The 19,715-nt window shown below is 62.2% G+C and carries 20 protein-coding genes; 6 read left to right on the forward strand and 14 right to left on the reverse strand.

Features of this window, described 5'->3' with window-relative positions; genetic code table 11:
* Positions 1-3: 3 nt before the first annotated feature.
* From O1W68_RS07280 to O1W68_RS07305, 6 genes are all read right to left on the reverse strand, one after another.
* Positions 4-1,170 (reverse strand): cation:proton antiporter, encoded by a 1,167-nt coding sequence (locus O1W68_RS07280; protein ID WP_269302254.1) that lies wholly within the window; start codon positions 1,168-1,170, stop codon positions 4-6.
* A gap of 38 nt (positions 1,171-1,208) precedes the next feature.
* Complete coding sequence (locus O1W68_RS07285) at positions 1,209-1,691, reverse strand: cation:proton antiporter regulatory subunit (RefSeq protein ID WP_269302256.1); 483 nt, start codon at positions 1,689-1,691, stop codon at positions 1,209-1,211.
* A 52-nt stretch (positions 1,692-1,743) separates the two neighbouring features.
* Positions 1,744-2,058 (reverse strand): integration host factor, actinobacterial type, encoded by a 315-nt coding sequence (mihF, locus tag O1W68_RS07290; protein ID WP_084345684.1) that lies wholly within the window; start codon positions 2,056-2,058, stop codon positions 1,744-1,746.
* A gap of 281 nt (positions 2,059-2,339) precedes the next feature.
* Positions 2,340-3,905, reverse strand: coding sequence for a fatty-acid--CoA ligase FadD5 (gene fadD5, locus O1W68_RS07295; protein WP_269302259.1), 1,566 nt, complete (start codon positions 3,903-3,905; stop codon positions 2,340-2,342).
* Between the two features lie 76 nt (positions 3,906-3,981).
* The gene (locus tag O1W68_RS07300; protein ID WP_269302261.1) at positions 3,982-4,917 is read right to left on the reverse strand and encodes an oxygenase MpaB family protein; all 936 of its coding nucleotides are present in this window, start codon (positions 4,915-4,917) and stop codon (positions 3,982-3,984) included.
* Position 4,918: 1 nt separating this feature from the next.
* Entirely contained in the window at positions 4,919-6,415 is a 1,497-nt protein-coding gene (locus tag O1W68_RS07305) for an aldehyde dehydrogenase family protein (protein WP_269302263.1), read from the reverse strand.
* 271 nt (positions 6,416-6,686) lie between these two features.
* On the opposite strand from O1W68_RS07305, the gene O1W68_RS07310 reads away from it, so the two are divergent.
* Positions 6,687-7,376, forward strand: coding sequence for a GntR family transcriptional regulator (locus O1W68_RS07310; RefSeq protein ID WP_269302265.1), 690 nt, complete (start codon positions 6,687-6,689; stop codon positions 7,374-7,376).
* A 10-nt stretch (positions 7,377-7,386) separates the two neighbouring features.
* On the opposite strand, the gene O1W68_RS07315 is transcribed toward O1W68_RS07310, so the two are convergent.
* From O1W68_RS07315 to O1W68_RS07325, 3 genes are read right to left on the reverse strand one after another with little or no spacing between them, the layout of a single operon-like run.
* Positions 7,387-9,735 (reverse strand): FdhF/YdeP family oxidoreductase, encoded by a 2,349-nt coding sequence (locus tag O1W68_RS07315; RefSeq protein WP_269302266.1) that lies wholly within the window; start codon positions 9,733-9,735, stop codon positions 7,387-7,389.
* A 29-nt stretch (positions 9,736-9,764) separates the two neighbouring features.
* A complete protein-coding gene (locus O1W68_RS07320; RefSeq protein WP_269302268.1) occupies positions 9,765-10,025 on the reverse strand; it encodes an acyl-CoA-binding protein in 261 nt (86 codons plus the stop codon).
* A gap of 53 nt (positions 10,026-10,078) precedes the next feature.
* A complete protein-coding gene (locus O1W68_RS07325) occupies positions 10,079-10,669 on the reverse strand; it encodes a TetR/AcrR family transcriptional regulator (protein ID WP_269302269.1) in 591 nt (196 codons plus the stop codon).
* Between the two features lie 52 nt (positions 10,670-10,721).
* On the opposite strand from O1W68_RS07325, the gene O1W68_RS07330 reads away from it, so the two are divergent.
* Positions 10,722-11,660: an oxygenase MpaB family protein gene (locus tag O1W68_RS07330; RefSeq protein WP_269302271.1), complete on the forward strand. Its 939-nt coding sequence runs from the start codon at positions 10,722-10,724 to the stop codon at positions 11,658-11,660.
* 30 nt (positions 11,661-11,690) lie between these two features.
* On the opposite strand, the gene O1W68_RS07335 is transcribed toward O1W68_RS07330, so the two are convergent.
* Both O1W68_RS07335 and O1W68_RS07340 read right to left on the reverse strand, forming a co-directional pair.
* A complete protein-coding gene (locus O1W68_RS07335; protein ID WP_269302272.1) occupies positions 11,691-13,007 on the reverse strand; it encodes a class I SAM-dependent methyltransferase in 1,317 nt (438 codons plus the stop codon).
* Positions 13,004-14,404, reverse strand: a complete 1,401-nt coding sequence (locus O1W68_RS07340; RefSeq protein WP_269302867.1) for an FAD-binding oxidoreductase — start codon at positions 14,402-14,404, stop codon at positions 13,004-13,006. Before O1W68_RS07340 ends, O1W68_RS07335 begins: the two co-directional genes overlap by 4 nt.
* Positions 14,405-14,711: 307 nt before the next feature.
* Between O1W68_RS07340 and O1W68_RS07345 the strand changes: the two genes are divergently transcribed.
* The 3 genes from O1W68_RS07345 to recR all read left to right on the forward strand — a co-directional run bounded on the left by O1W68_RS07345 (position 14,712) and on the right by recR (position 16,205).
* The gene (locus O1W68_RS07345) at positions 14,712-15,146 is read left to right on the forward strand and encodes an SRPBCC family protein (protein ID WP_269302274.1); all 435 of its coding nucleotides are present in this window, start codon (positions 14,712-14,714) and stop codon (positions 15,144-15,146) included.
* Between the two features lie 102 nt (positions 15,147-15,248).
* On the forward strand, positions 15,249-15,587 hold the full coding sequence (locus O1W68_RS07350; protein WP_088942966.1) for a YbaB/EbfC family nucleoid-associated protein: 339 nt from the start codon (positions 15,249-15,251) through the stop codon (positions 15,585-15,587).
* Between the two features lie 9 nt (positions 15,588-15,596).
* Positions 15,597-16,205 (forward strand): recombination mediator RecR, encoded by a 609-nt coding sequence (gene recR / locus O1W68_RS07355; RefSeq protein WP_084345673.1) that lies wholly within the window; start codon positions 15,597-15,599, stop codon positions 16,203-16,205.
* A 52-nt stretch (positions 16,206-16,257) separates the two neighbouring features.
* Here recR and O1W68_RS07360 read toward each other — a convergent pair whose 3' ends face one another.
* Positions 16,258-16,965 (reverse strand): type 1 glutamine amidotransferase, encoded by a 708-nt coding sequence (locus O1W68_RS07360; protein ID WP_269302278.1) that lies wholly within the window; start codon positions 16,963-16,965, stop codon positions 16,258-16,260.
* Positions 16,958-18,241, reverse strand: coding sequence for a Mur ligase family protein (locus O1W68_RS07365; RefSeq protein ID WP_269302280.1), 1,284 nt, complete (start codon positions 18,239-18,241; stop codon positions 16,958-16,960). Before O1W68_RS07365 ends, O1W68_RS07360 begins: the two co-directional genes overlap by 8 nt.
* Before the next feature lie 107 nt (positions 18,242-18,348).
* Between O1W68_RS07365 and O1W68_RS07370 the strand changes: the two genes are divergently transcribed.
* Positions 18,349-18,726, forward strand: a complete 378-nt coding sequence (locus O1W68_RS07370) for a nuclear transport factor 2 family protein (protein WP_269302282.1) — start codon at positions 18,349-18,351, stop codon at positions 18,724-18,726.
* Here O1W68_RS07370 and O1W68_RS07375 read toward each other — a convergent pair.
* Complete coding sequence (locus O1W68_RS07375) at positions 18,674-19,651, reverse strand: EamA family transporter (RefSeq protein ID WP_269302868.1); 978 nt, start codon at positions 19,649-19,651, stop codon at positions 18,674-18,676. The two genes, O1W68_RS07370 and O1W68_RS07375, sit on opposite strands and share 53 nt — an antisense overlap.
* Between the last annotated feature and the right edge of the window lie 64 nt (positions 19,652-19,715).

Below are 19,715 nucleotides of genomic sequence, written 5' to 3' on the forward strand. Positions count from 1 at the left end.
CACTCAACTCCGGGGCCGGATCAACATTTTCGTAAGGGGCTCGACCACGCGTGCAGCGACCGGTCCGAGTACCGCCATCAACAGCACGTACGCGGTCGCGAGAGCAGCCAGTTCGCCGTCGACGGCGCCGGCCGCAACAGCGAGTCCCGCGATGACTATCGAGAACTCGCCGCGCGCGACCAGAGCTGCACCCGCGCGGAGCTGCCCAGGCCTACCGATGCCTTGCCGACCAGCGGCCCAGGCACCCGTCATGACCTTGGTGATCGTGGTCGCCACGGCCAGGACGACGGCCCAGCCGAGGACGGGCGGAATGGTCGAGGGGTCCGTATTCAGGCCGAACACGACGAAGAACATGGCGGCGAAGAGGTCGCGTAGCGGTTCGAGGATGCGGGTCGCGTTGTCCGCGGTCGAACCGGAGATGGCGATGCCGAGCAAAAAGGCGCCGACTGCTGCCGATACCTGTAACTCGGAGGCTATGCCGGCTACGACCAAGGCGGAGCCGAGGACCGTGAGTAGGACCACCTCGCGGTCAGGGCTGTCGACGACGGCAGAGACGAAGCGTCCGTATCTGAGCGCGATCACAAGCACGACGGTGATGACGAGCAGTGAGATTCCAACTGCCCCGAAGCCGCCCAAGATTCCGACTCCGGCTAGGACTGTTGTCAGTATCGGAAGGTAGATCGCCATTGCGAGGTCCTCGAACACGAGAATGGAGAGGACGACGGGTGTTTCGCGGTTACCGAGACGGCCCAGATCGGTGAGAACTTTGGCGATGATGCCCGAGGACGAGATGTATGTGACGCCGCCGAGAACGAGGGCGCCCACGCCACCCCAGCCGAGCATGAGCGCGACCACGGCTCCCGGCGCGAAGTTGAGGACGATGTCGACGACCCCCGCCATCCATGACCTGCGAAGCCCGGTGACGAGCTCGGTGGCGGTGTACTCGAGCCCGAGCAGTAAGAGCAGGAGAATTACGCCGATCTCGCTGGCCAGTTCGCTGAACTCGTCGATGCCGTCGAGCGTGATGAAGCCGCCGTTGCCGAAGCAAAGGCCGCCGAGGAGATAGAAGGGAATCGGTGAGACGCCGATGCGTCCGGCGAGTCTGGCGAGGAGGCCGAGTGCGAAGAACACTGCCCCGAGTTCGGTCAGCGCAAGTGCGCTCTCGGCCACAGGGAATCAGCCCTGTTTGTTCTTATGCATTGTTGTTCTCACACATTGCCGAGCAGCTTGGCGGCTGCATCCAGTCCCTCTGCCGTACCGACCGCAACGAGTAAATCGCCGGAGACGATCAGGAAGTCAGGATTGGGTGACGGTTGGACCTGACCTGCGCGCATGACCGCGACGATGGATACACCTGTCTTGGTGCGCATCGTGGTGTCGCCGAGAGTTCGGCCGTCGAATCGCGAGCCCTCTTTGATGCGGAGCTGCCGTGTGTTGATGCCGGGAAGTTCACGGTGTTCTTCCCCGAGCTGAGCAATGAGTTGCGGCGTGCCGAGCAAATTGCCCAGCGCCGCCGCTTCCTCATTGCTCAGTGTGATGGACGCCTGTGTCGCGTCGGGATCATCCATGCGCGAAACGATCAGCTCGTTCACGCCGTCCTTGCGGGTGATGACTCCGATACGACGCCCAGATGCGAGGGCGAAGTCCTTCCGCACCCCGATCCCGGGCAGCAGGGTCACTTCGACATTCATAGGGGAATGCTAACCCCAGTCGGTATGACCCGTACCGCCTAGAGCCCCTCGATCAGGACGCGACAGCGGCCAGCAGTGCTTCACGCTGGTTGGCGCCGAGTCCACCGATACGGCGGGTGTCTGCGATCGACAGCTGCTCGAGCAGCTGTGCGGCGCGCACCGAACCGACACCTGGAAGTGCCTTGATCAGTGCGGAGACCTTGGTCTTCTTGACGATCTCGTCGCCCTCGGCCTTTGCGAGAACGTCAGCAACGCTCAGCTCGCCGGACTTGACGGCGGCCAGCAGCTTCGACCTGGCGGTACGTGCCTCGGCCGCCTTGGCCAACGCCGCGGTGCGCTGTTCCGGAGTCAATACTGGTAAAGCCATGGCCTTATCTCCTCGATAGTGGTGACCCGTCGCTCAATGACATGGTCGGGACCCTCTTGCATCGTGCCTGGTGGCTCGGACAATCTTTTCGAACGACACACGTGTCATTCGAAGTGAGCCACCGATCCTTCACCGCCAGGCTACGTCCTTTCGCTTTCGGGGTACGCCCCGACCAGCAGTTGGGTGGATCCGGATCTCGGCAACTGTGTCACTTCGGGCCAGCTGACGCCAGTAGCGAGCGGTGTCGGTAGCGCGTAAAGCCGCTCAGGCTCATCGTCCGGTCAGTTCACATCGGCGGGTGAGTACGAGCTTCGGAGAGCGACTTTGACGACCTTGCCGCTGGCGTTGCGAGGGAGAGCGTCGACAACCACGAGCTCCTTCGGATGTTTGTACCGTGCGAGGTGCTCGCCCAGCCAGTCCACGAGTTCCTCCAGAGTCAGATCCGGGGCCCCGACCGCGTCGGTCGATGCAACTACGGCCACGGGTACTTCTCCCCAGGCCTCGTCGGTTCGCCCGATGACTGCAGCTTCGCGGATCCGTGGATGTGAGAATAGGACGTTTTCCACCTCGGCGCAGTAGATGTTCTCACCGCCGGAGATGATCATGTCCTTCTTGCGGTCGACGACGAAGACGAAACCTTCGTCGTCTTGACGGACCAGGTCGCCGGAGTGGAACCAGCCACCGCCGAACGCGTCGGCTGTGGCGTCGGGGTTCTGCCAGTACTCGCGCATGAGAGTAGGGCCCCGGTAGACGATCTCACCGATCTCTCCGCGAGCGACGTCGTGCATGTCGTCGTCGACCACACGGGCCGAAACAGTGGCGATGACGCGTCCGACGGAACCGAGCTTGCGCAGTGCATCCGCTCCGTCGAGAACGCAGGTGATGGGTGACATCTCGGTCTGGCCGAAGACCGCGACGTTGAGTGCATCGGGGAACGTTGCCGACATGGACTTCAGGATGGTGTCCGACGCCGGGGCAGCGCCCCAGGATATGACGCGAAGCTTCACCGCGCGTGGCGCTCGCGATTGCTCGGCACATATCGCTTGCCACTGCACGGGCACGAGGAACAGTGTGGTGACTTCCTCGTATTCCAGGACATCCAGCAGCGCTGCAGGATCGAATGCGCCGACTGGGTAGATGACTGTCGGGACCCCTAGCAGCAGACTCGGGGCCAAGCTGCCGAGGGCAGCGATGTGAAACATCGGTGACGCGCAGAAGCCGATTTCGTCCACTCCGTGCATCTGCAGTGCGCGAATGCACGTCAGTGCTTGCGCCTGCATGTTGGCGTGGGTCAGCACAGCGCCTTTCGGTCGGCCGGTGGTGCCGGAGGTGTACATGATCAATGCCGGTGCATCATCGGGGACGTCGACGGGTGCAGCGTGATCGGCGTCGACGAGCAGTCTCTCGTACTCCTCACCGGCCGTGATCGTTGCTGTCACGGAATCCGATTGTGCTACAACTGCTTCGGCAAGTCGAGAGAGTGGCTCGTCGGTGACGAGTAGCGTCGCACTGCTGTTGTCGGCCAGGAACGCGACCTCAGGGGCGGTCATCCTGAAGTTCACGGGTACTGCCAGCGCGCCGAGCGCATTGATTGCCAGCACCGATTCGAGGTATTCGGGGCGGTTGAGCATAAGGATCATGACGCGATCCCCGGCGCCGACACCTCGTCGACTCAGGACGCCGGCGAATCTCGCGACCCGGTCGGAAAGCTTTTGCCAGGTAATGGATTCGCCGAGGAATCTCAGCGCGAGCCCGTCCGGATTCATCAGGGCGTGGCGACGAATCTGGTTGTTCCAGTTGTTTCGAACCGAACGTTGCGGCTCCTGGCTGTGATCGGATGAGTCCATTGCTGGTTCCTCTTTCGCGCGCTGCCGGCTGTCAGGGGTCGAACCGCACTCGGCGGCTACTGGCGATCTTCACCGGTCAGAGTGTCGTGGGTTGCTCCGCTCGTGGACCGACACTGCATTCGGGTGTGTACGGACACGTCGGTGGGTCGGCGAGCGCGCCGAGCTGGCTCGGACGGTAGCCCCGCGGGTAGCCGGGGTACGTCTTGTTCTTCGAATCGTCGGTGGTTCTCGAATGCCTACGCTTGGGCATGAATCGTTCCCCGCGCGCTTTGGCGCGCAAACTCGCTACCGCGATGCGACGCAGAGTCGGTGAGCCGGCCGGGAAGCCGAACGCGTGCGCCATCTTGTCGTCCATCAGCGCATAGACACCTTGTCGTACCGCCGGATGCAGTGCCGTCGGAAACCATGAGCAGAACAAGTCGAGGGTGTACTTCCCGACGCGGTTGTTGTCCTCGGTGTACCGGAACGTGCGCTCTTCGTAGTCGAGCTTGAATCGCGCGAATTCGGTGTAGGACTCCGGAATGTTCTTGATACCCATACGAATTCCGACTTCGCGGTAGAAGTGGAACGTGGCCAGGCGTTCCTTCGGGTGCAGCCGACGCCAGCCGTATCGGTCGATCCAATCGATCGGCTCGTAGATGAATGTGGTCAGGACATAGAGCAAATCGTCGTTGTCGATGTCGTACTTGCCGTGCATTCGATTGATCGTCCGCAGTGACTCGCGTCCCCTCTCGGAGTCGTAGCCGTGCTCGAGCATCTCCGCCATCAGGAGCGATGTGTCGTCATAGCGCTTCTGTGGTCGATTCTCGAATTCGCCTGTCTTCTCCAGCAGTTCGGAGATGGTCGGGACACAGTATGTCCGGAACAGGGCAAATTCGAGAGCGCGTTGGTAGTCCCATGGAAATTCGCAGCCTGCGGTGATGAGATGGATCTCGTGGTTGTCCACTTTCGGATCGAGTTCCTCTATTCGCCGCAACCACCCGTACCGGCCACGCTTGGGAGTGACATCCATGTCAGCCTCTCCCGTGCCGCAGTTTGAGCATCAGTTTCGAGATCTTCATGTCACGTGCCTTGCGGTTCATCGTGAGTAGCTTCAGTGGTATCGCAAATTGCTGTACGGCAAGGGATTTGACGGTGCTGAACTCGCGGAGTCCGTCGGCGCCATGGATGCGACCGAAACCGGAATCGCCGGTACCACCGAACGGCAAAGCAGGAATGCCGGCGAACCCGAGGACGGAATTGACCGTCACGACGCCGCAATCGAGTCTTTCCGCTGCTCGTCGTCCGACCTCGGTGTCCTTGGTGAAGACCGAGGCGCCGAGTCCGTACACCGATGCGTTGGCGCGTTCGATACCCTCGTCGAGATCACGAACCTTGTTCACGACCACCGTAGGGCCGAAGGTCTCCTCCGTGATCGCAGTAGAATTCTCGGGAACGTCGGTGAGAATGACAGGGTCGATGTACGGGCCGTGCAGCGATTCGAGGCCACCGACGACAGCACGCGCGCCTTTGGCCAGAGCATCTTCGATCTGGCCTCGGACGATGTCGCTCTGCTTACCGAGGGTCATCGGACCGTACGAGGAGGATCCGGTACCGCCGGGCTTCAACGCTGATACTGCCGCAGCAAGTTTGTCGACGAAGTCCTCGTACACCGGAGCTGCGACATAGATCCGCTCGACACCCGCGCACGTCTGACCTGCATTGCCCATCGCACCGAATGCTGCAAACTCCACGGCTGCATCGAGATCGGCGTCAACGTCGACGAGCATTGCATCCTTGCCGCCGCATTCGGCGACGAGTGGGGTCAGCGACTGTGCGCACGTGGCCATGACCTTCTTGGCGGTGGCCGTGGACCCGGTGAAGGCGATCTTGTCGACTCCCGCAGTACACAGTGCTGCGCCGGTCGATCCGTCACCGGTGACGGTCTGAAATACCAGTTGTGCCGGTGCGAGGGACTCCCACTTCTTTGCCAGCCACACACCGACACCCGGGGTGAGCTCGCTGGGTTTGAACACTACCGCGTTGCCGGCCGCGAGTGAGTACGCGATGGAACCCATCGGGGTGTACAGCGGGTAGTTCCACGGCCCGATGACTCCGACGACACCGAACGGCCGGTAGCCCACATAGGCCTTCTGATTGGCGCTGATCAGTCCCGAGGACACCTTGCGCTGCTCGAGCGTCTTCTCGGCGTTCCGTGCAGCCCAATCGATGTGTTCGACGGCCATCATGACCTCGAGAATCGCATCCTCGTCCGGCTTGCCGCTCTCGGCGGAGATGACCGCGGCAAGGCTCTGCGCATCCTTGGCGATCGCGTTCTTGAATTCGAGCAACCAATTCTTACGTCCGCTGAAACCCTGAGTATCCCACCATCGAGAAGCGGCCCGAGCGCGGTCGACGGCCGCCTGGACTGCGGCGTCGTCGGCGATCGGATAGCTGGCCAACACATCGCCTGTCCTCGGATCGAGACTGTCGAACGTTGGAACTTTCATCTGCGTGACCTGGTCCGTCATCGGCCGAAATCCTCCCGCTCTCATCATCACATCACATATATTTGATGTGATTTACTGTTGTTTGGCTCACACTATGCGCCGCAATCGGTAGCGACAACCCCTTGTGATTCGGATGGGCCTGTTCCTCACGAATCGAGATCAGGAGCACCGCGATGAGTACGGATTTCACCCAGGAGCAATCGTCGTTCGCCCAGGCCGTAGCGGCCTTCTGTAGGCACGAGGCGGGCACTCGTGTGCAGCGCGACATCATCGGCAAGACCTACGGACTCTGATGGTCGCATCCAAACTCCGCCGCAGACCACAGCTGTCGGAGGAAGTTGCCGGACACATTCGAGGGCAGATCATGTCCGGGGCCCTACGGCCGGGACAGTTCGTCCGAATCGACGAGACGGCGATGGAGCTCGGGGTGAGCGCGACTCCGGTGCGGGAAGCGCTCGTCTCCCTTCGTGGAGAAGGCCTCGTCGAGCAAGTGCCGCACCGTGGCTACCGCGTCGGAGATCTTTCCAGGGAGGACATCGACGACATCTTCTGGCTGCAGGGCACGATCGCAACCAAGTTGGCACGTCGAGCGGCCCGAGTGATCACCGCGGTTCAGATCGAACAGCTGACCCACCTCAATGCTGGGCTACGCGAGGCAGTGGAGCAGGCGAACCCCGAGGCAATCGAGTCGTGCGAATTCGAATTCCATCGTTTCATCAACCGAGTCGCGGGTGGTTCGAAGCTCGCGTGGTTTCTCTTCGGCGCGATCCGTTACACGCCGGCCAGACTTTATGCGTCCGACCCGGCATGGGGCACCGAGTCCGTCCTGAGCCACGAGATCCTCATCGATGCACTGAGGCGAGGTGACCTCGATGCGGTCGGTGAGCAGATGTGTCGCCAGTTCGTGGACGGGGCCGAGCGGTTGACAGCACATCTCGAACGGGTAGGCCTGTGGGCCTCTCCGAACACCGTGGCGAGGTAAGGACGGGCGCCTAGCTCAGATGATGCGGTTGCGGATGGGACTTGTGCGCCTCGTCGGACCCCATGCCGTCCTGGCGACCGTGGCCTTCGGTGCCGGCAGTCCCGGCAGGAACGAGCTTGATGACGACCGATTTCGATGTCGGACAGTTGCTTCCCACCGCCGTCGAGTCCAGGGGAACCAACGGATTGGTCTCCGGGTAGTACGCCGCGGCGCACCCGCGAGGGGTGTCGTATTCGACGATCCGGAAGTGCGGCGCACTCCGCTCGATGTCGTCGTCGTCCCATTTGGTGACGAGGTCGACGTACTCGCCGTCCCGACAGCCGAGTGCGGCGATGTCCTCGCGGTGGACGAACACGACGCGTCGGCCGCCTTCGATTCCTCGGTAGCGATCGCTCAGGCCGTAGATCGTCGTGTTGAACTGATCGTGGCTTCGTAGCGTCTGGAGCAGTAGGTGGCCGTCCGGGACCTGTAGAACGTCGATCGGCAAGGCAGTGAATTCGCCTCGCCCGGAGTCGGTTTCGAAGGTTCGCGAATCTCGCGGTGGATGTGGGAGAACGAATCCGCCTGGCCTGCGAACGTTGACCTCGTACCCTTCACACCCCGGTACGACGCGAGAGATGTGCGTGCGGATGTTTCGGTAGTCCTCGCGCATGCTCTTCCAGTCGATGCCATGGCGGTCGCCCAAGGTGGCCTCGGCGATGCCGGTGAGGATGGCCACCTCGGATCGAAGGTGCGCACTGGCAGGCTTCAGCGGGCCGCGGGAAGAGTGCACCGAGCAGGTGGAGTCCTCGACGGAAATCCACTGTGGGCCCGAGGCTTGCACGTCCTGCTCGGTGCGGCCGAGTGTCGGGAGGATGAGCGCAGTCTCGCCACAGACGAGGTGTGAACGGTTGATTTTCGTCGAGATGTGCACGGTCATGCGCATACCGCGCATGGCCTCGAAGGTGACGTCGCTGTCCGGCGTCGCCTGGACGAAATTGCCGCCGAGTCCGAGGAAGAAATGGGCTTTACCGTCACGCATCGCGCGGATCGAGTCGACTGTGTCGAGACCGTTCTCGCGCGGTGGATCGAAACCGAACTCTGCCTCGATGGAGTCGAGGAAGTGCTGCGGGACTCGCTCCCAGATCCCCATGGTGCGATCACCCTGCACATTGGAGTGTCCGCGTACGGGCAGCAGGCCGGCGCCAGCCTTGCCGATATTACCCTGTGCCAGAGCCAGATTGGTGAGTTCTTTGATGGTGGCGACGGCGTTGCGGTGTTGGGTCAAACCCATGGCCCAGCAGAAGACGGTGGCCTTCGAATCACGAAGCATACGTGCCGCCTCGGTGATGACTTCCCTTGTCAATCCGGTGGATTCGGTGACGACGTCCCAGTCGAGAGCACGCACGTTCTCGCGCCATGCATCGAAGCCCGCGGTGTGGGCCTCGACGAATTCGTGGTCGAGTGCATCCCATTCGACGAGCAACGATCCGAACGCCTGGAACAGCGCCAGATCTCCGTTGATTTTGATCGGCAGATGCATGTCGGAAAGGTCCGTACCGTTACCGACCATTCCGCGGACGGTCTGCGGGTTCTTGAAGTTCACCAAACCGGCTTCACGCAGTGGGTTGATCGAAAGGATCTTCGCGCCGTTCTGCTTCGCCTTCTCCAGCGCCGACAGCATGCGGGGATGGTTGGTGCCCGGATTCTGGCCGGCGAGGATGATCAGTTCGGCGTCGTATACGTCGTCGAGCGTCACGCTGGCCTTACCGATGCCGATGGTCTCCTGCAACGCGATCGAGGTGGACTCGTGGCACATGTTGGAACAGTCGGGCAGATTGTTGGTACCGAATGCCCGCGCGAAAAGTTGGTAAGTGAAAGCCGATTCGTTCGATGCTCGACCCGAAGTGTAGAAAATTGCCTCATTGGGATCGGGGAGCGATCGAAGTTCCTCGCCGATGAGCCGGAACGCGTCATCCCACTCGATCGATTCGTAATGCCGGCTGCCTGGCCACTTCACCATTGGATGGGTGATTCGCCCCTGCTGCCCGAGCCAGTGTTCGGTGTGGCCGTCCAGGTCGTCAATGGTGTGAGCGGCGAAGAACTCAGGGGTCGCACGCGTCGTCGTTGCTTCTTCGGCCACCGCCTTGGCGCCGTTTTCGCAGAACTCGGCGACGTGCCGATGACCGGGGTCGGGATCCGGCCATGCGCAACTCATGCAGTCGAAGCCCTCGGCCTGATTGAGGTCGAGAAGCGTCTTCGCCGTCCGAACCGGGCCCATATGGCCGAGCGCGCGCTTCATCGACACTGCGACGGCGGTCAGGCCCGCAGCATGAGTCTTCGGTGTGCCGATGTCGAGCTCTGTTTCGTGACGCTCCATGCTGGGTCCTTTCGGGTCGGGCGAAGCTGCTACTTGCCGAGCATCCTGGCAACCAGGTCCACGTAAGACTGTTTCGCCGAATCCTGGCTCGTTCCTTCGAGCTTCGCCCATGCGTCGAATTTGGCGCGATTGACCATGTCGAGTCTTCCGGGCCGCTTACCCTCGGCATCGCCTTTCGAACCTTGCTTGAACAACGAATACAGGCTGAGAAGGTCGTCGTTGCTGGGCTTGGAGGTCAGCGTCTTCACGTCGATCTGGGCCTGCTGAAACGACTGCTCGAGATCGGACACTTTCGGCTCCCTTGTTGTGCGACGCGGTGCTCTGGTGATCTGCTCTCATCCGATCATGGCACGCGAGCGGAGTGCTGACGGGCTGTTCGTCCGGCATCGGCGACGAGGCGGACGCAGTGAGCGAGAAACTTCTCCCGTGTCGTGGTGACTGTTCCGTCGAGGTATCCGACGAACAACGAGGTGAGCGCTCCCACGACACCGATGGCGACCAGGTGTTGATCTTCGGCGTCGAGGTCGGTCAATTCCGCACGAACCAGGTCGACGAAGGTAGGGACGAGGGCAGTTCCGCTTCGGCTGATGGCAGGCTCGGACAGTGGTGCCAGCAGCAATACTCGACCTACGGCGGGATTGTCGAGGACCAGTTCGACGAAGGCGCGAACCGGTGCGGCGGCCCTGTCCTCCTCGGTGGAGGTCGCGACGGCGGTTTCGATGGCACCATGGGCCTGAACGCCGACGTGTGCGTAGACGGCTCGGACGTACTCGTCGCGGTCGGTGAAGCTCTCGTAGAAGTATCGCTCGGTCAGGGAGGCGCTCCGGCAGGCCGCACGGACGCTGATTGCGGGTCCGCCCGGGGATCCGAGGAGTGCAACACCGGCGTCGAGTAGCGTCGCGTATCGGTGTTTTCGGCGTTCGTCGATGTTCACCGGTCTCCTTGCCCTCTTGACCACGGATGTTGTCGAATCCTAGTCTGACAACATGTGTAGTCAGTCTGGGGTGGATCGGCCGATTCCGCTGGGGTCCGAATCGTTGACGTGGAAGTACTTCGGCGATTGGCGCGGAATGTTGCAGGGGGTATGGGCCGGATCCATGCAGAACATGCATCCCGGACTCGGAGCGGGCGTCGAGGAGCATTCGACTTTCTTCGACGAACGCTGGCAGCGCTTGTACCGATCGTTGTATCCGATCGGCGGCGTGGTCTTCGACGGCGACCGGGCCGAACGAACTGCGCTGGCCATCCGCGGATATCACGACAACATCAAAGGTATCGACGCCAAAGGCAGGCGCTATCACGCGCTCGACCCGGATACCTTCTACTGGGCACACGCAACGTTCTTCATGGGGACCGTTCTGACGGCGGACCACTTCATGGGTGGCCTCGACGAAGAACAGAAGCGCCAACTGTTCACCGAGCATGTTCAGTGGTACCGCTTGTACGGGATGAGCATGCGCCCGGTGCCCGAGACATGGGAAGACTTCCAGGTGTACTGGAGGTATATGTGCCGCGAGGTATTGGAAGACAACAAGGCCACTCGCGACGTCCTGGATCTGTCGGGGCTGGGGCCACCGCCGTACGCGTCGTGGATTCCAGCGCCGATCTGGGGCGTTCTCCGGCGACCGGTCGCGCGAGGTTTCGTGTGGCTTACCGTCGGACTCTACGACCAATCGATACGAGATCTTCTGGGCTACAACTGGACCGAGCGTGACGAACGAATTTTCTCCGTCGTGGGAAAGCTGGTCGACAAGGCGTTCGCCGTGATACCTCGGCGATACCGTATGCACCCGCGAGGGCGAGCCGGCCTGGACCGCGCGGCCGGACGTATTCCGGTCGACGCGGCACTACCCCAAACCCCGGCACGCAATCTTCCGCCGATCGGTGAGCGGAACGATCCGAAGCACTACAGTCCTCGGGTCTAGAGGTTCCACTCACCTGTCTACGGAAGCTGCCTAGGCATCCCACCAGGGTCGCAGTGGCAGCCCTGCTTCACCCTTGGGCCCGAGCTTGACGCCCAGGACCTGGTGCAGCTGAACGACATTGCGTTCGAATCCAAGACGGGAGCCGGCCATGTAGAGGCCCCAGATGCGGGCGGTTCCTTCACCGGCTTCGGCGACGCACGCGTCCCAGTTGTCGACAAGATTGCGGCACCACGCGGCCAGCGTTAGGGCATAGTGCTCGCGGAGGCTCTCCTCGTGCCGCACCTCGAGGCCGACATCCTGCATCTCGCTGATGATGCGCCCCGAGCCGGTCAGCTCGCCATCCGGAAAGACGTACCTGTCGATGAACGATCCGGCTTTGGCGTGGCTTCGATTGTCGGGGCGGGTGATGCTGTGATTGAGCACTCGACCACCGTCGCGCAACTTCGACTGGATGAAGCCGAAATACGCTGGATAGTTGCTCACCCCGATGTGCTCGGTGAGGCCGATCGAAGACACCGCATCGAAACCGGTCTCGGCGATGTCGCGGTAGTCGGAGAAGCGAACCTCGGCGAGTTCGGAGAGCCCTTCGTCGGCGATGGCCTTCTGCGCCCAGTCTGCTTGCTCGCGTGAAAGAGTCGCGCCGATGACCTTGACGCCACGTCGTGCGGCATAGCGGACCATCGAGCCCCAGCCGCAACCGATATCGAGCAGTCGGTCGCCTTCCTTCAATCCGAGCTTCTCGAACACCAGCCGGTACTTGTTCTCCTGTGCATCCTCGAGGGACTGCTCCGGTGAGGTGTATGCGGCACAGGTGTAGGTCATCGATTCTCCGAGTACGTACTCGTAGAACGTATTCGACACGTCGTAGTGGTGCGAGATCGACTCGGCGTCACGAGTCTTTGAGTGCCGCAAGCCCTCCGCGATGCGACGCCACCGCGGAATCGCCTCCTGTGGCGGCGGCGCGATGGGACGCAACAGGTCCCAGCCCAGAGAGCGGGTGATCGTGGCGAGTGTGAGGGCGGAGGGCCTGCGGAAGTGCAGCTCGTCTCCCATCACGCGCAACAACTCGTAGGGGTCTCCCGGATGTACGCCCTGCGCCTCGAGGTCGCCGGATACGTAGGCGCGGGCCATACCGAGGTCACCCGGAGCGGTCGCCAAGTAGGTGGTGCCGCGCGGACTCTTGAGCTTGAGTCCGAGTCTGGCATCCTCGGGTCCGGCGGCGCTGCCGTCGTAAGCGCTGAAACGGAGGGGGATGTTTCCGTCGGAAAGCAGCTCGAGAATCTCCGAGATGGTGAGCTTGTGGGTGCGGCTCGCGTCGCTACTGGTGGATTCTTTCAACGTTGTCATTTTCCTTGCACCGCTTTCGAGTACATGTCCAACAGACGTGACTTCGGATCGTACTTTTTCTTCAGTTCTTCGAATTTCTCGCCGCCGTACAGCGCGGCAAACTCTGCCTCGGAGTAGTAAGCATCCGAGTAGAGCGATTTATGCCCATCGAAGTCGGTGACCTTGTGTTCGATGGCACGGTTGGTGGCGCCTTCCGGTTGGCCGGGGACGATGGGGACCGAAGACCAGAAGCCGATGTTGACGTAGGTCTTCTCGGGCTGGAGCGGATACAACGGCCATGGTCGCGCACCTTCGGCGCCGTCAGGTGCCGGACCGCGAAGGCGCAACGGGCACAACCACAATGGCTCGATGGGGATTTCGTCGAGGAACCAGCGCAGAAACGGGGCGGTGTTCTCGATGGGAACCTCGACGTCCTGAACGACGCGCTCTCGCGGTGGTCTTCCCTTGCGGGCCTCGAGGCGATCGGCGATATCGTATTTGCGGTCGAGGCCGATGAGCTTCCAGTAGAAGCTGGAGCGTCGATACTTCTTCGGCCAGAGACGTCGTATTTTCGGGTTCTGGGTGCCGAAAGCACGTGAGCACCAGAACCAGTCGGTATCCCAACGCCACAGGTAGTCATGAATCGTCACTCGATCGGTCTTCGGCTCGCGGCCGTCGTGCTGGATCGAGCGGTAGAAGATGTCGGGCCCGGCGTGGTACTCGCTGACCGGGCCGGGCTCGGCCGTTTGGGTACCCAGCGTCAGGTAGCTTTCGTCGGCGGAGAACACGACGCCGTCGAGGTAGTGGACTTCGATGCCCTCGTACGCACGCTCGGAAACGATGGTATCCATCGTCGACTGCATCACGTCGAGATCGTGGAAGCGCACGTGACGGAGAGCGACGAACGGCTTTACCGGTTCGAGTTGAATCTTCAGTCGGGTCGAGTATCCGAGGGTGCCGTACGAGTTGGGGAAACCCCGGAACAGTTCGGCGTTCTCGCCGTCCGGTGTGGCGGTGATGATCTCGCCGTTTCCGGTGAGGACGTCGATCTCGAGAACGGATTCATGTGGAAGTCCGTTGCGGAAAGAGGTGCTCTCGATTCCGAGGCCGGTGACAGCACCGCCGAGTGTGATGGTCTTGAGCTGCGGGACGACGAGCGGAGCCAGGCCGTACGGCAGCGTCGCGTCGACCAAATCCTCGTAGGTGCACATTCCGGCCACATCGGCTGTCCGGTCCATCGGGTTCACCGTGATGACACTGGTCAGCCCCGATACGTCGAGTCCGGGGGCGGTCGAGCCTGCTCGCGCTCGGAAGAGATTCGAGGTCTTCTTCTCCAGTCGTACCGTCGCGTCCTCGGGGATTGCTCGGTAGCTTGCAAGTAGTGCGCAGACTCCGGCGCGATACGCGGCGAATCCGATCTCTCGAGGTTCGGGTCGTCGTCTCGTCAGCACGTTCGCGGAAGCCACGGACTGACGCTATCTCTACTGCAGGTCGAGGGCCACCGAGAATGCGGCCTCGTACGCAAAATTTCACGTAAACGTTGCGCGAAAGCAGCGTCTGAAACGGACTAATCGGTCAAATGGATGCGTCTTGCATGTCTTTTGCACGGCTAAATAAAAGTTGGTGAACCCTGTCACACCGCCGCATACCGCTGGGCCGGCGCAGCGCCAAGGGTGGGCAGAATGGTGCTTCGGTCCTGAATGGATTCATCGGAGGAGACAGAACATGGCTCAGGTAAGTGCACGCAGCTCCATCACCATCGCTCAGGGGGCCGAGAAGGTATTGGCTGCGCTCTCCGACTACGAAACGGTGCGCCCGCGCATTCTTCCCGAGCAGTATCTCGACTACGTGGTTGTCGAGGGCGGTCAAGGTGACGGCACAGTGGCCAAGTGGACACTGCAGGCCACCTCGAAGCGCTCGCGCAACGTCCTGGCCACCGTGACGGTCGCGGGATCGAAGATCACCGAGCGGGACGCCAACTCCACGATGGTCACGACCTGGACGATCGCCCCGTCCGGTACGGGATCCGAGGTAACGACGACGACCGAGTGGAAAGGTGCAGGCGGCATCGGCGGATTCTTCGAAAAAACTTTCGCGCCGCTCGGACTGAAGAAGATCCAGGCGCAGACATTGGCAAACCTGGAGCGCGAAGTTCGATAGAACGCCGTATGGCGACACGCACGTGTATGGATGCTGGGCCGCGCCACCTTAGTGGGGCGCGGCTAGGCTGGGATGTGTAACCGAACCGAGAGGACCTCCACAGTGCAACCCGGTGAGCAGCCCGACATCGCGTCGATCATGCAGCAGGCGCAGCAAATGCAGCAGCAACTGATGGCCGCACAAGCCCAGATCGCGGAGATCGAGGTGAACGGGCAGGCGGGCGGAGGATTGGTCACGGCAACGGTGAAGGGCACCGGCGAACTCGTCGGCCTGACGATCGACCCGAAGGTCGTCGACCCGGACGACGTCGAAACACTGCAGGATCTGATCATCGGTGCGATCGCCGACGCGTCGAAATCCGCCCAGACCGTAGCGGCAGACAAGCTCGGTCCGCTCACTGGTGGCCTCGGCGGCGGTTCGCTCGGCCTTCCCGGCTTCTAGGGCCGACACGTGTACGAAGGTCCTGTTCAGGATCTGATCGACGAACTCGGAAAACTTCCAGGTGTCGGACCCAAAAGTGCTCAGCGCATTGCGTTTCATCTGCTGAGCGTGGAACCACCCGACATCGACCGGCTCTTGAAAGCACTCCAACGCGTCCGCGACGGCGTCCAGTTCTGCACGGTGTGTGGCACCGTCTCCGACAAGGAACTGTGTCGAATCTGTGCCGACCCGAGACGGGATCGCAGCATCATCTGCGTTGTCGAAGAGCCCAAAGATGTGCAGGCAGTGGAAAGAACGCGGGAGTTCAAAGGCCGTTACCATGTGCTGGGGGGCGCCCTCGATCCCTTGAACGGCATCGGCCCCGACCAGCTTCGCATTCGAGAGTTGTTGGTGCGAATAGGAAACCAGGACGACGGCGTCGACGTATCCGAGGTGATCATCGCCACGGATCCGAACACCGAGGGCGAAGCGACATCGACGTATCTTGCCAGGACGATGCGTGACTTCCCAGGTCTGTCGATCACCCGTTTGGCCTCGGGGCTACCGATGGGTGGGGATCTCGAGTTCGCGGACGAGCTCACCCTGGGTCGGGCGTTGACGGGACGTCGGGTGCTCTGACCTGATCAGCGCGTTCGCTCCCGAAGGCCTCGGCAAGGACGAGCGAGACACCCTAGCGGCTGAGCCGCTCCTTCCGCAGTTGGGTGACCTCGTGGAGATCGAGCGGCGCCAGCGGCGATCCGAGCGCACGTTCGAGGAGATGGTCCGCCAACTCGGGATTACGCGCGAGTACCGGTCCGTGCATGTACGTCCCGATCACCGAACCTTGTACGACGCCTTCGCGTCCATCGCCGACGCCGTTGCCGACACCGTGCGTAACTTTCCCGAGCGCAGACGCGTCTGCGCCGAGTGTCGTTCCACCACGGTGGTTTTCGAAGCCGGTCAAATGTGAAGTGAGCCCGGAGAGCAAAGGTTCGGTGACGACCTCACCGATCGACCGCGTCGCCTGTGGCTTGGTGGTGACGTCGAACAGTGACACGCCGTCGACTCGCTCGCCGGAAGACGTTTCGTACCAGTGCCCGAGGACCTGAATAGCCGCGCAGATCGCGAGGACGGGAACGCCGCGCGCGGCCGCATTCTGCAGTCCGGGATATCGGGCGAGGTGACGCGTCGCCAATCGTTGCGCCGAGTCCTCGGCCCCGCCCAAGGTGTAGACGTCGAGCGAGGAGGGGACAGGGTCCTGCAGGGTGATGTGAACTACTTCGGCATCGATACCGCGCATGCGAAGACGCTGGCGGAGAATAAGCGCATTGCCGTTGTCGCCGTAGGTTCCCATGACGTCGGGCAGGACGAGGCCGATCCGAACGGTGGACTCAGACATCGTGCACCTCGCGTGCGAGCGCGCGGCCGAGGTCGCGGAACGCGGTGTAATTGGCCAGCACTTCCACGCGTCCGGGCGGACAGGATGCTATGGCCTTCAGTGGATCTGTCACGGTCGTGTGCGGGGAACCGGCGTAGAGCAGGCGCACACCCAGATCGGTAGCGCGTTCTCCGGAAGCGACGACGGCGACGTTCTCGAAATGTTCGAAGCGTACGTCCCACAGCCAGGAGAGGTCTTCCCCGTCGGGAACCTGACCGTTGACGGCGATGACCAGACCCTCCACGGTGGGGTCGATCATCGACATGGCTTCCTGCCATCCCGCGGGATTCTTGGCGAGAAGCAGACGCACGGAATGAGGTCCGTACTGGACTGTCGAGTAGCGGCCGGCGACCTCGTCCACTCCCGACGCAGCGGCAACGGCGTCGACCGCGCTCGCACCGAGAGTCACGGCAGCGGCGACGGCTTGAGCCGCGTTACCGCGGTTGGCTCTACCGGGCAGAGCCAGGGTCATCGGAATCTTGAGACTGTTCGGCCCGTACAGATTTTCGTCGTCGAGCCACCAGTCGGGTGTCGGGCGCTCGAAGGCTACGCCGTTTCCGACGTCGCCGCCGGTGCTGTACCAGTGGTCGCCGTCCCAGACGATCGGTTCTCCGGTCCTCGGGCAGCTGACGGAGTCTCCCGCCCAGCCGCCTCCTGCCGCCACCCATACGACGTTGGGGGCATCGAACGCGGCTGACGTGACGAGGACGTCGTCACAGTTGGCGATGACGACGGTCTCGGGGTGCCGTGCCAGACCGGCGCGCAGCTTGCGCTCGATCATGTTGATCTCGCCGACGCGATCGAGCTGATCGCGGCTGAGGTTCAGTAGTACGACAGCATCGGGGGATACCGCGTCGCACACGTGGGGGACGTGTAGTTCGTCCACTTCCAGCGCAGCGATCGGAGCATCGAGGTGGGCGAACAGGGCCGCAACGATTCCGGCATCCATGTTGGCACCGTCGGCCTGGGTGGCTACTTCTCCGAGGGGAGCGAGTGCTGCCGCCGTCATTCGCGTCGTCGTCGATTTTCCATTGGTACCCGTCACTACGACCGTGCGACGGCCGGAGCCGAGACCGGTCAGTATGTCCGGGTCGATCTTGAGAGCGACGAGGCCGCCGATCATCGATCCCTTGCCCCGGCCTGCCTTGCGTGACGCCCACGTTGCAGCGTCGGCTGCTCGTAGTGCCAGCCTTCCGCGTGCACCTATCGCCGCTCTGCGCTCACCCGCTCGAACCATGCGCCGAGTCTGGCACAGACTGGCCGACGAACTCTCCTCGGAAGTCACCCCGGACCGCTATCTTGGTTTCTAGAACATGTTCCAAAACTACGAAGGGACTACTTTTCATGGCTCCAACTGCCGATGTCATCCGCAAGACGGTCGACGCATACGTTCAGGCCGTCGCGCACGGCACTGTCGACGACATCTTGGCTTTGTACGCCGAGGGCGCCACGGTGGAAGATCCGGTCGGCACCGAGGTCAAGACCACCGAAGCATCGATCAGGGAGTTCTATGCCGTGGTCGAACCGATGGAGCAGACCGGAGAGGTACTGACGGTTCGAATCGCGGCGAGCACCGCTGCGTTCCACTTCAAGCTGACAACCAAGTTCGGCGACAAGATGCTCGAGATCTCGCCGATCGATGTGATGGAGTTCGACGACGAGGGCAAGATCACTTCGATGCGCGCAATCTGGGGTCAGGAAGACATGGTTCAGATTCCCTGAGTCGAGGTCGATCACGCCCGGGGCTCACAGCCCCGGTCGTTCCCCGAGCCCCGGTCGTTCCCCGAGTTCCGGTCATTCCGCCGAGGCAGCCACCGATGACGACGGCTGCTCCGACCAGTGACAAGGCGCTCGGGGCCTCGTCGAGGAATATCCACGCTCCGGCGATACCGACGACGGGGACGAGCAGGGAGAACGGTGCGATGACACCCGCGGGGTGGCGGCTGATCAGTACCGTCCAAAGGCCCGATCCGGCGATGGTCCCCAGCAGCACGATGTAGGTGAGACCGGCGAGCGCCGGCCAACCCGACGAGCTGAACGAGTCACCGAGGGCACGCCACCCCGTGGATGGTCCCTCTACCGCAGCCGAGAGTGCAAGCATCGGAAGCGGCGGGATCACGCACATCCACAGCATCAGCCGCATCGGTTCGGTCGACCTGGCAAGCCTGTTGCCGAGGTTGCCGAATGCCCAACCGAGGCCGGCGAGCAACGTCAGTACGACGGGCAGCAACGACGCGGCCTGTGCTCGGTCCCAACCGATGAGGGCCATCCCCACGACGGCGACGGTGATACCGACTATTCGGCGGCGACCGACGTGCTCACGAAGTAGCAGCGCACCTAGGACGATGGTAAATGGTGCCGAAGATTGCAGCACGAGTGATGCGAGCCCGGTGGGCATCCCGGCATTCATCGCTGCGAAGAGAAAAGCGAACTGTAGAAATCCGAAGCCGAACCCGTAGAGCAGAAGCCAGGCGATCGGCACCTTCGGCGGACGAACGAACAGCAGTACCGGGATCGCGATCACGAGAAACCGAAGACCGGCGAAGAAGAACGGCGGGAAGTGATCGAGGCCGACCCGAATGGCAAGAAAGTTGAGTCCCCAGAGCACCGCGACGGTGAGCCCGAGGAGTCGATCGCGGTTGTTCACGGTCACTATCGTTACCGTTAGCAAACATCAGCACAATCTAATAAATCCACATGAATGATTAAGC

The organism is Rhodococcus sp. H36-A4 (assembly GCF_027158005.1).
GTDB lineage: Bacteria > Actinomycetota > Actinomycetes > Mycobacteriales > Mycobacteriaceae > Rhodococcoides.

Coding starts and splice junctions, on each gene's coding strand:
- O1W68_RS07370 (WP_269302282.1), top strand. CDS start 18,349: ATGGCTCCAACTGCCGATGTCATCCGCAAGACGGTCGACGCATACGTT.
- O1W68_RS07345 (WP_269302274.1), top strand. CDS start 14,712: ATGGCTCAGGTAAGTGCACGCAGCTCCATCACCATCGCTCAGGGGGCC.
- O1W68_RS07335 (WP_269302272.1), bottom strand. CDS start 13,007: ATGACAACGTTGAAAGAATCCACCAGTAGCGACGCGAGCCGCACCCAC.
- O1W68_RS07365 (WP_269302280.1), bottom strand. CDS start 18,241: ATGGTTCGAGCGGGTGAGCGCAGAGCGGCGATAGGTGCACGCGGAAGG.
- mihF (WP_084345684.1), bottom strand. CDS start 2,058: ATGGCTTTACCAGTATTGACTCCGGAACAGCGCACCGCGGCGTTGGCC.
- O1W68_RS07360 (WP_269302278.1), bottom strand. CDS start 16,965: ATGTCTGAGTCCACCGTTCGGATCGGCCTCGTCCTGCCCGACGTCATG.
- O1W68_RS07315 (WP_269302266.1), bottom strand. CDS start 9,735: ATGGAGCGTCACGAAACAGAGCTCGACATCGGCACACCGAAGACTCAT.
- O1W68_RS07330 (WP_269302271.1), top strand. CDS start 10,722: ATGTGTAGTCAGTCTGGGGTGGATCGGCCGATTCCGCTGGGGTCCGAA.
- O1W68_RS07300 (WP_269302261.1), bottom strand. CDS start 4,917: ATGGATGTCACTCCCAAGCGTGGCCGGTACGGGTGGTTGCGGCGAATA.
- O1W68_RS07310 (WP_269302265.1), top strand. CDS start 6,687: ATGGTCGCATCCAAACTCCGCCGCAGACCACAGCTGTCGGAGGAAGTT.
- fadD5 (WP_269302259.1), bottom strand. CDS start 3,905: ATGGACTCATCCGATCACAGCCAGGAGCCGCAACGTTCGGTTCGAAAC.
- O1W68_RS07285 (WP_269302256.1), bottom strand. CDS start 1,691: ATGAATGTCGAAGTGACCCTGCTGCCCGGGATCGGGGTGCGGAAGGAC.
- O1W68_RS07305 (WP_269302263.1), bottom strand. CDS start 6,415: ATGACGGACCAGGTCACGCAGATGAAAGTTCCAACGTTCGACAGTCTC.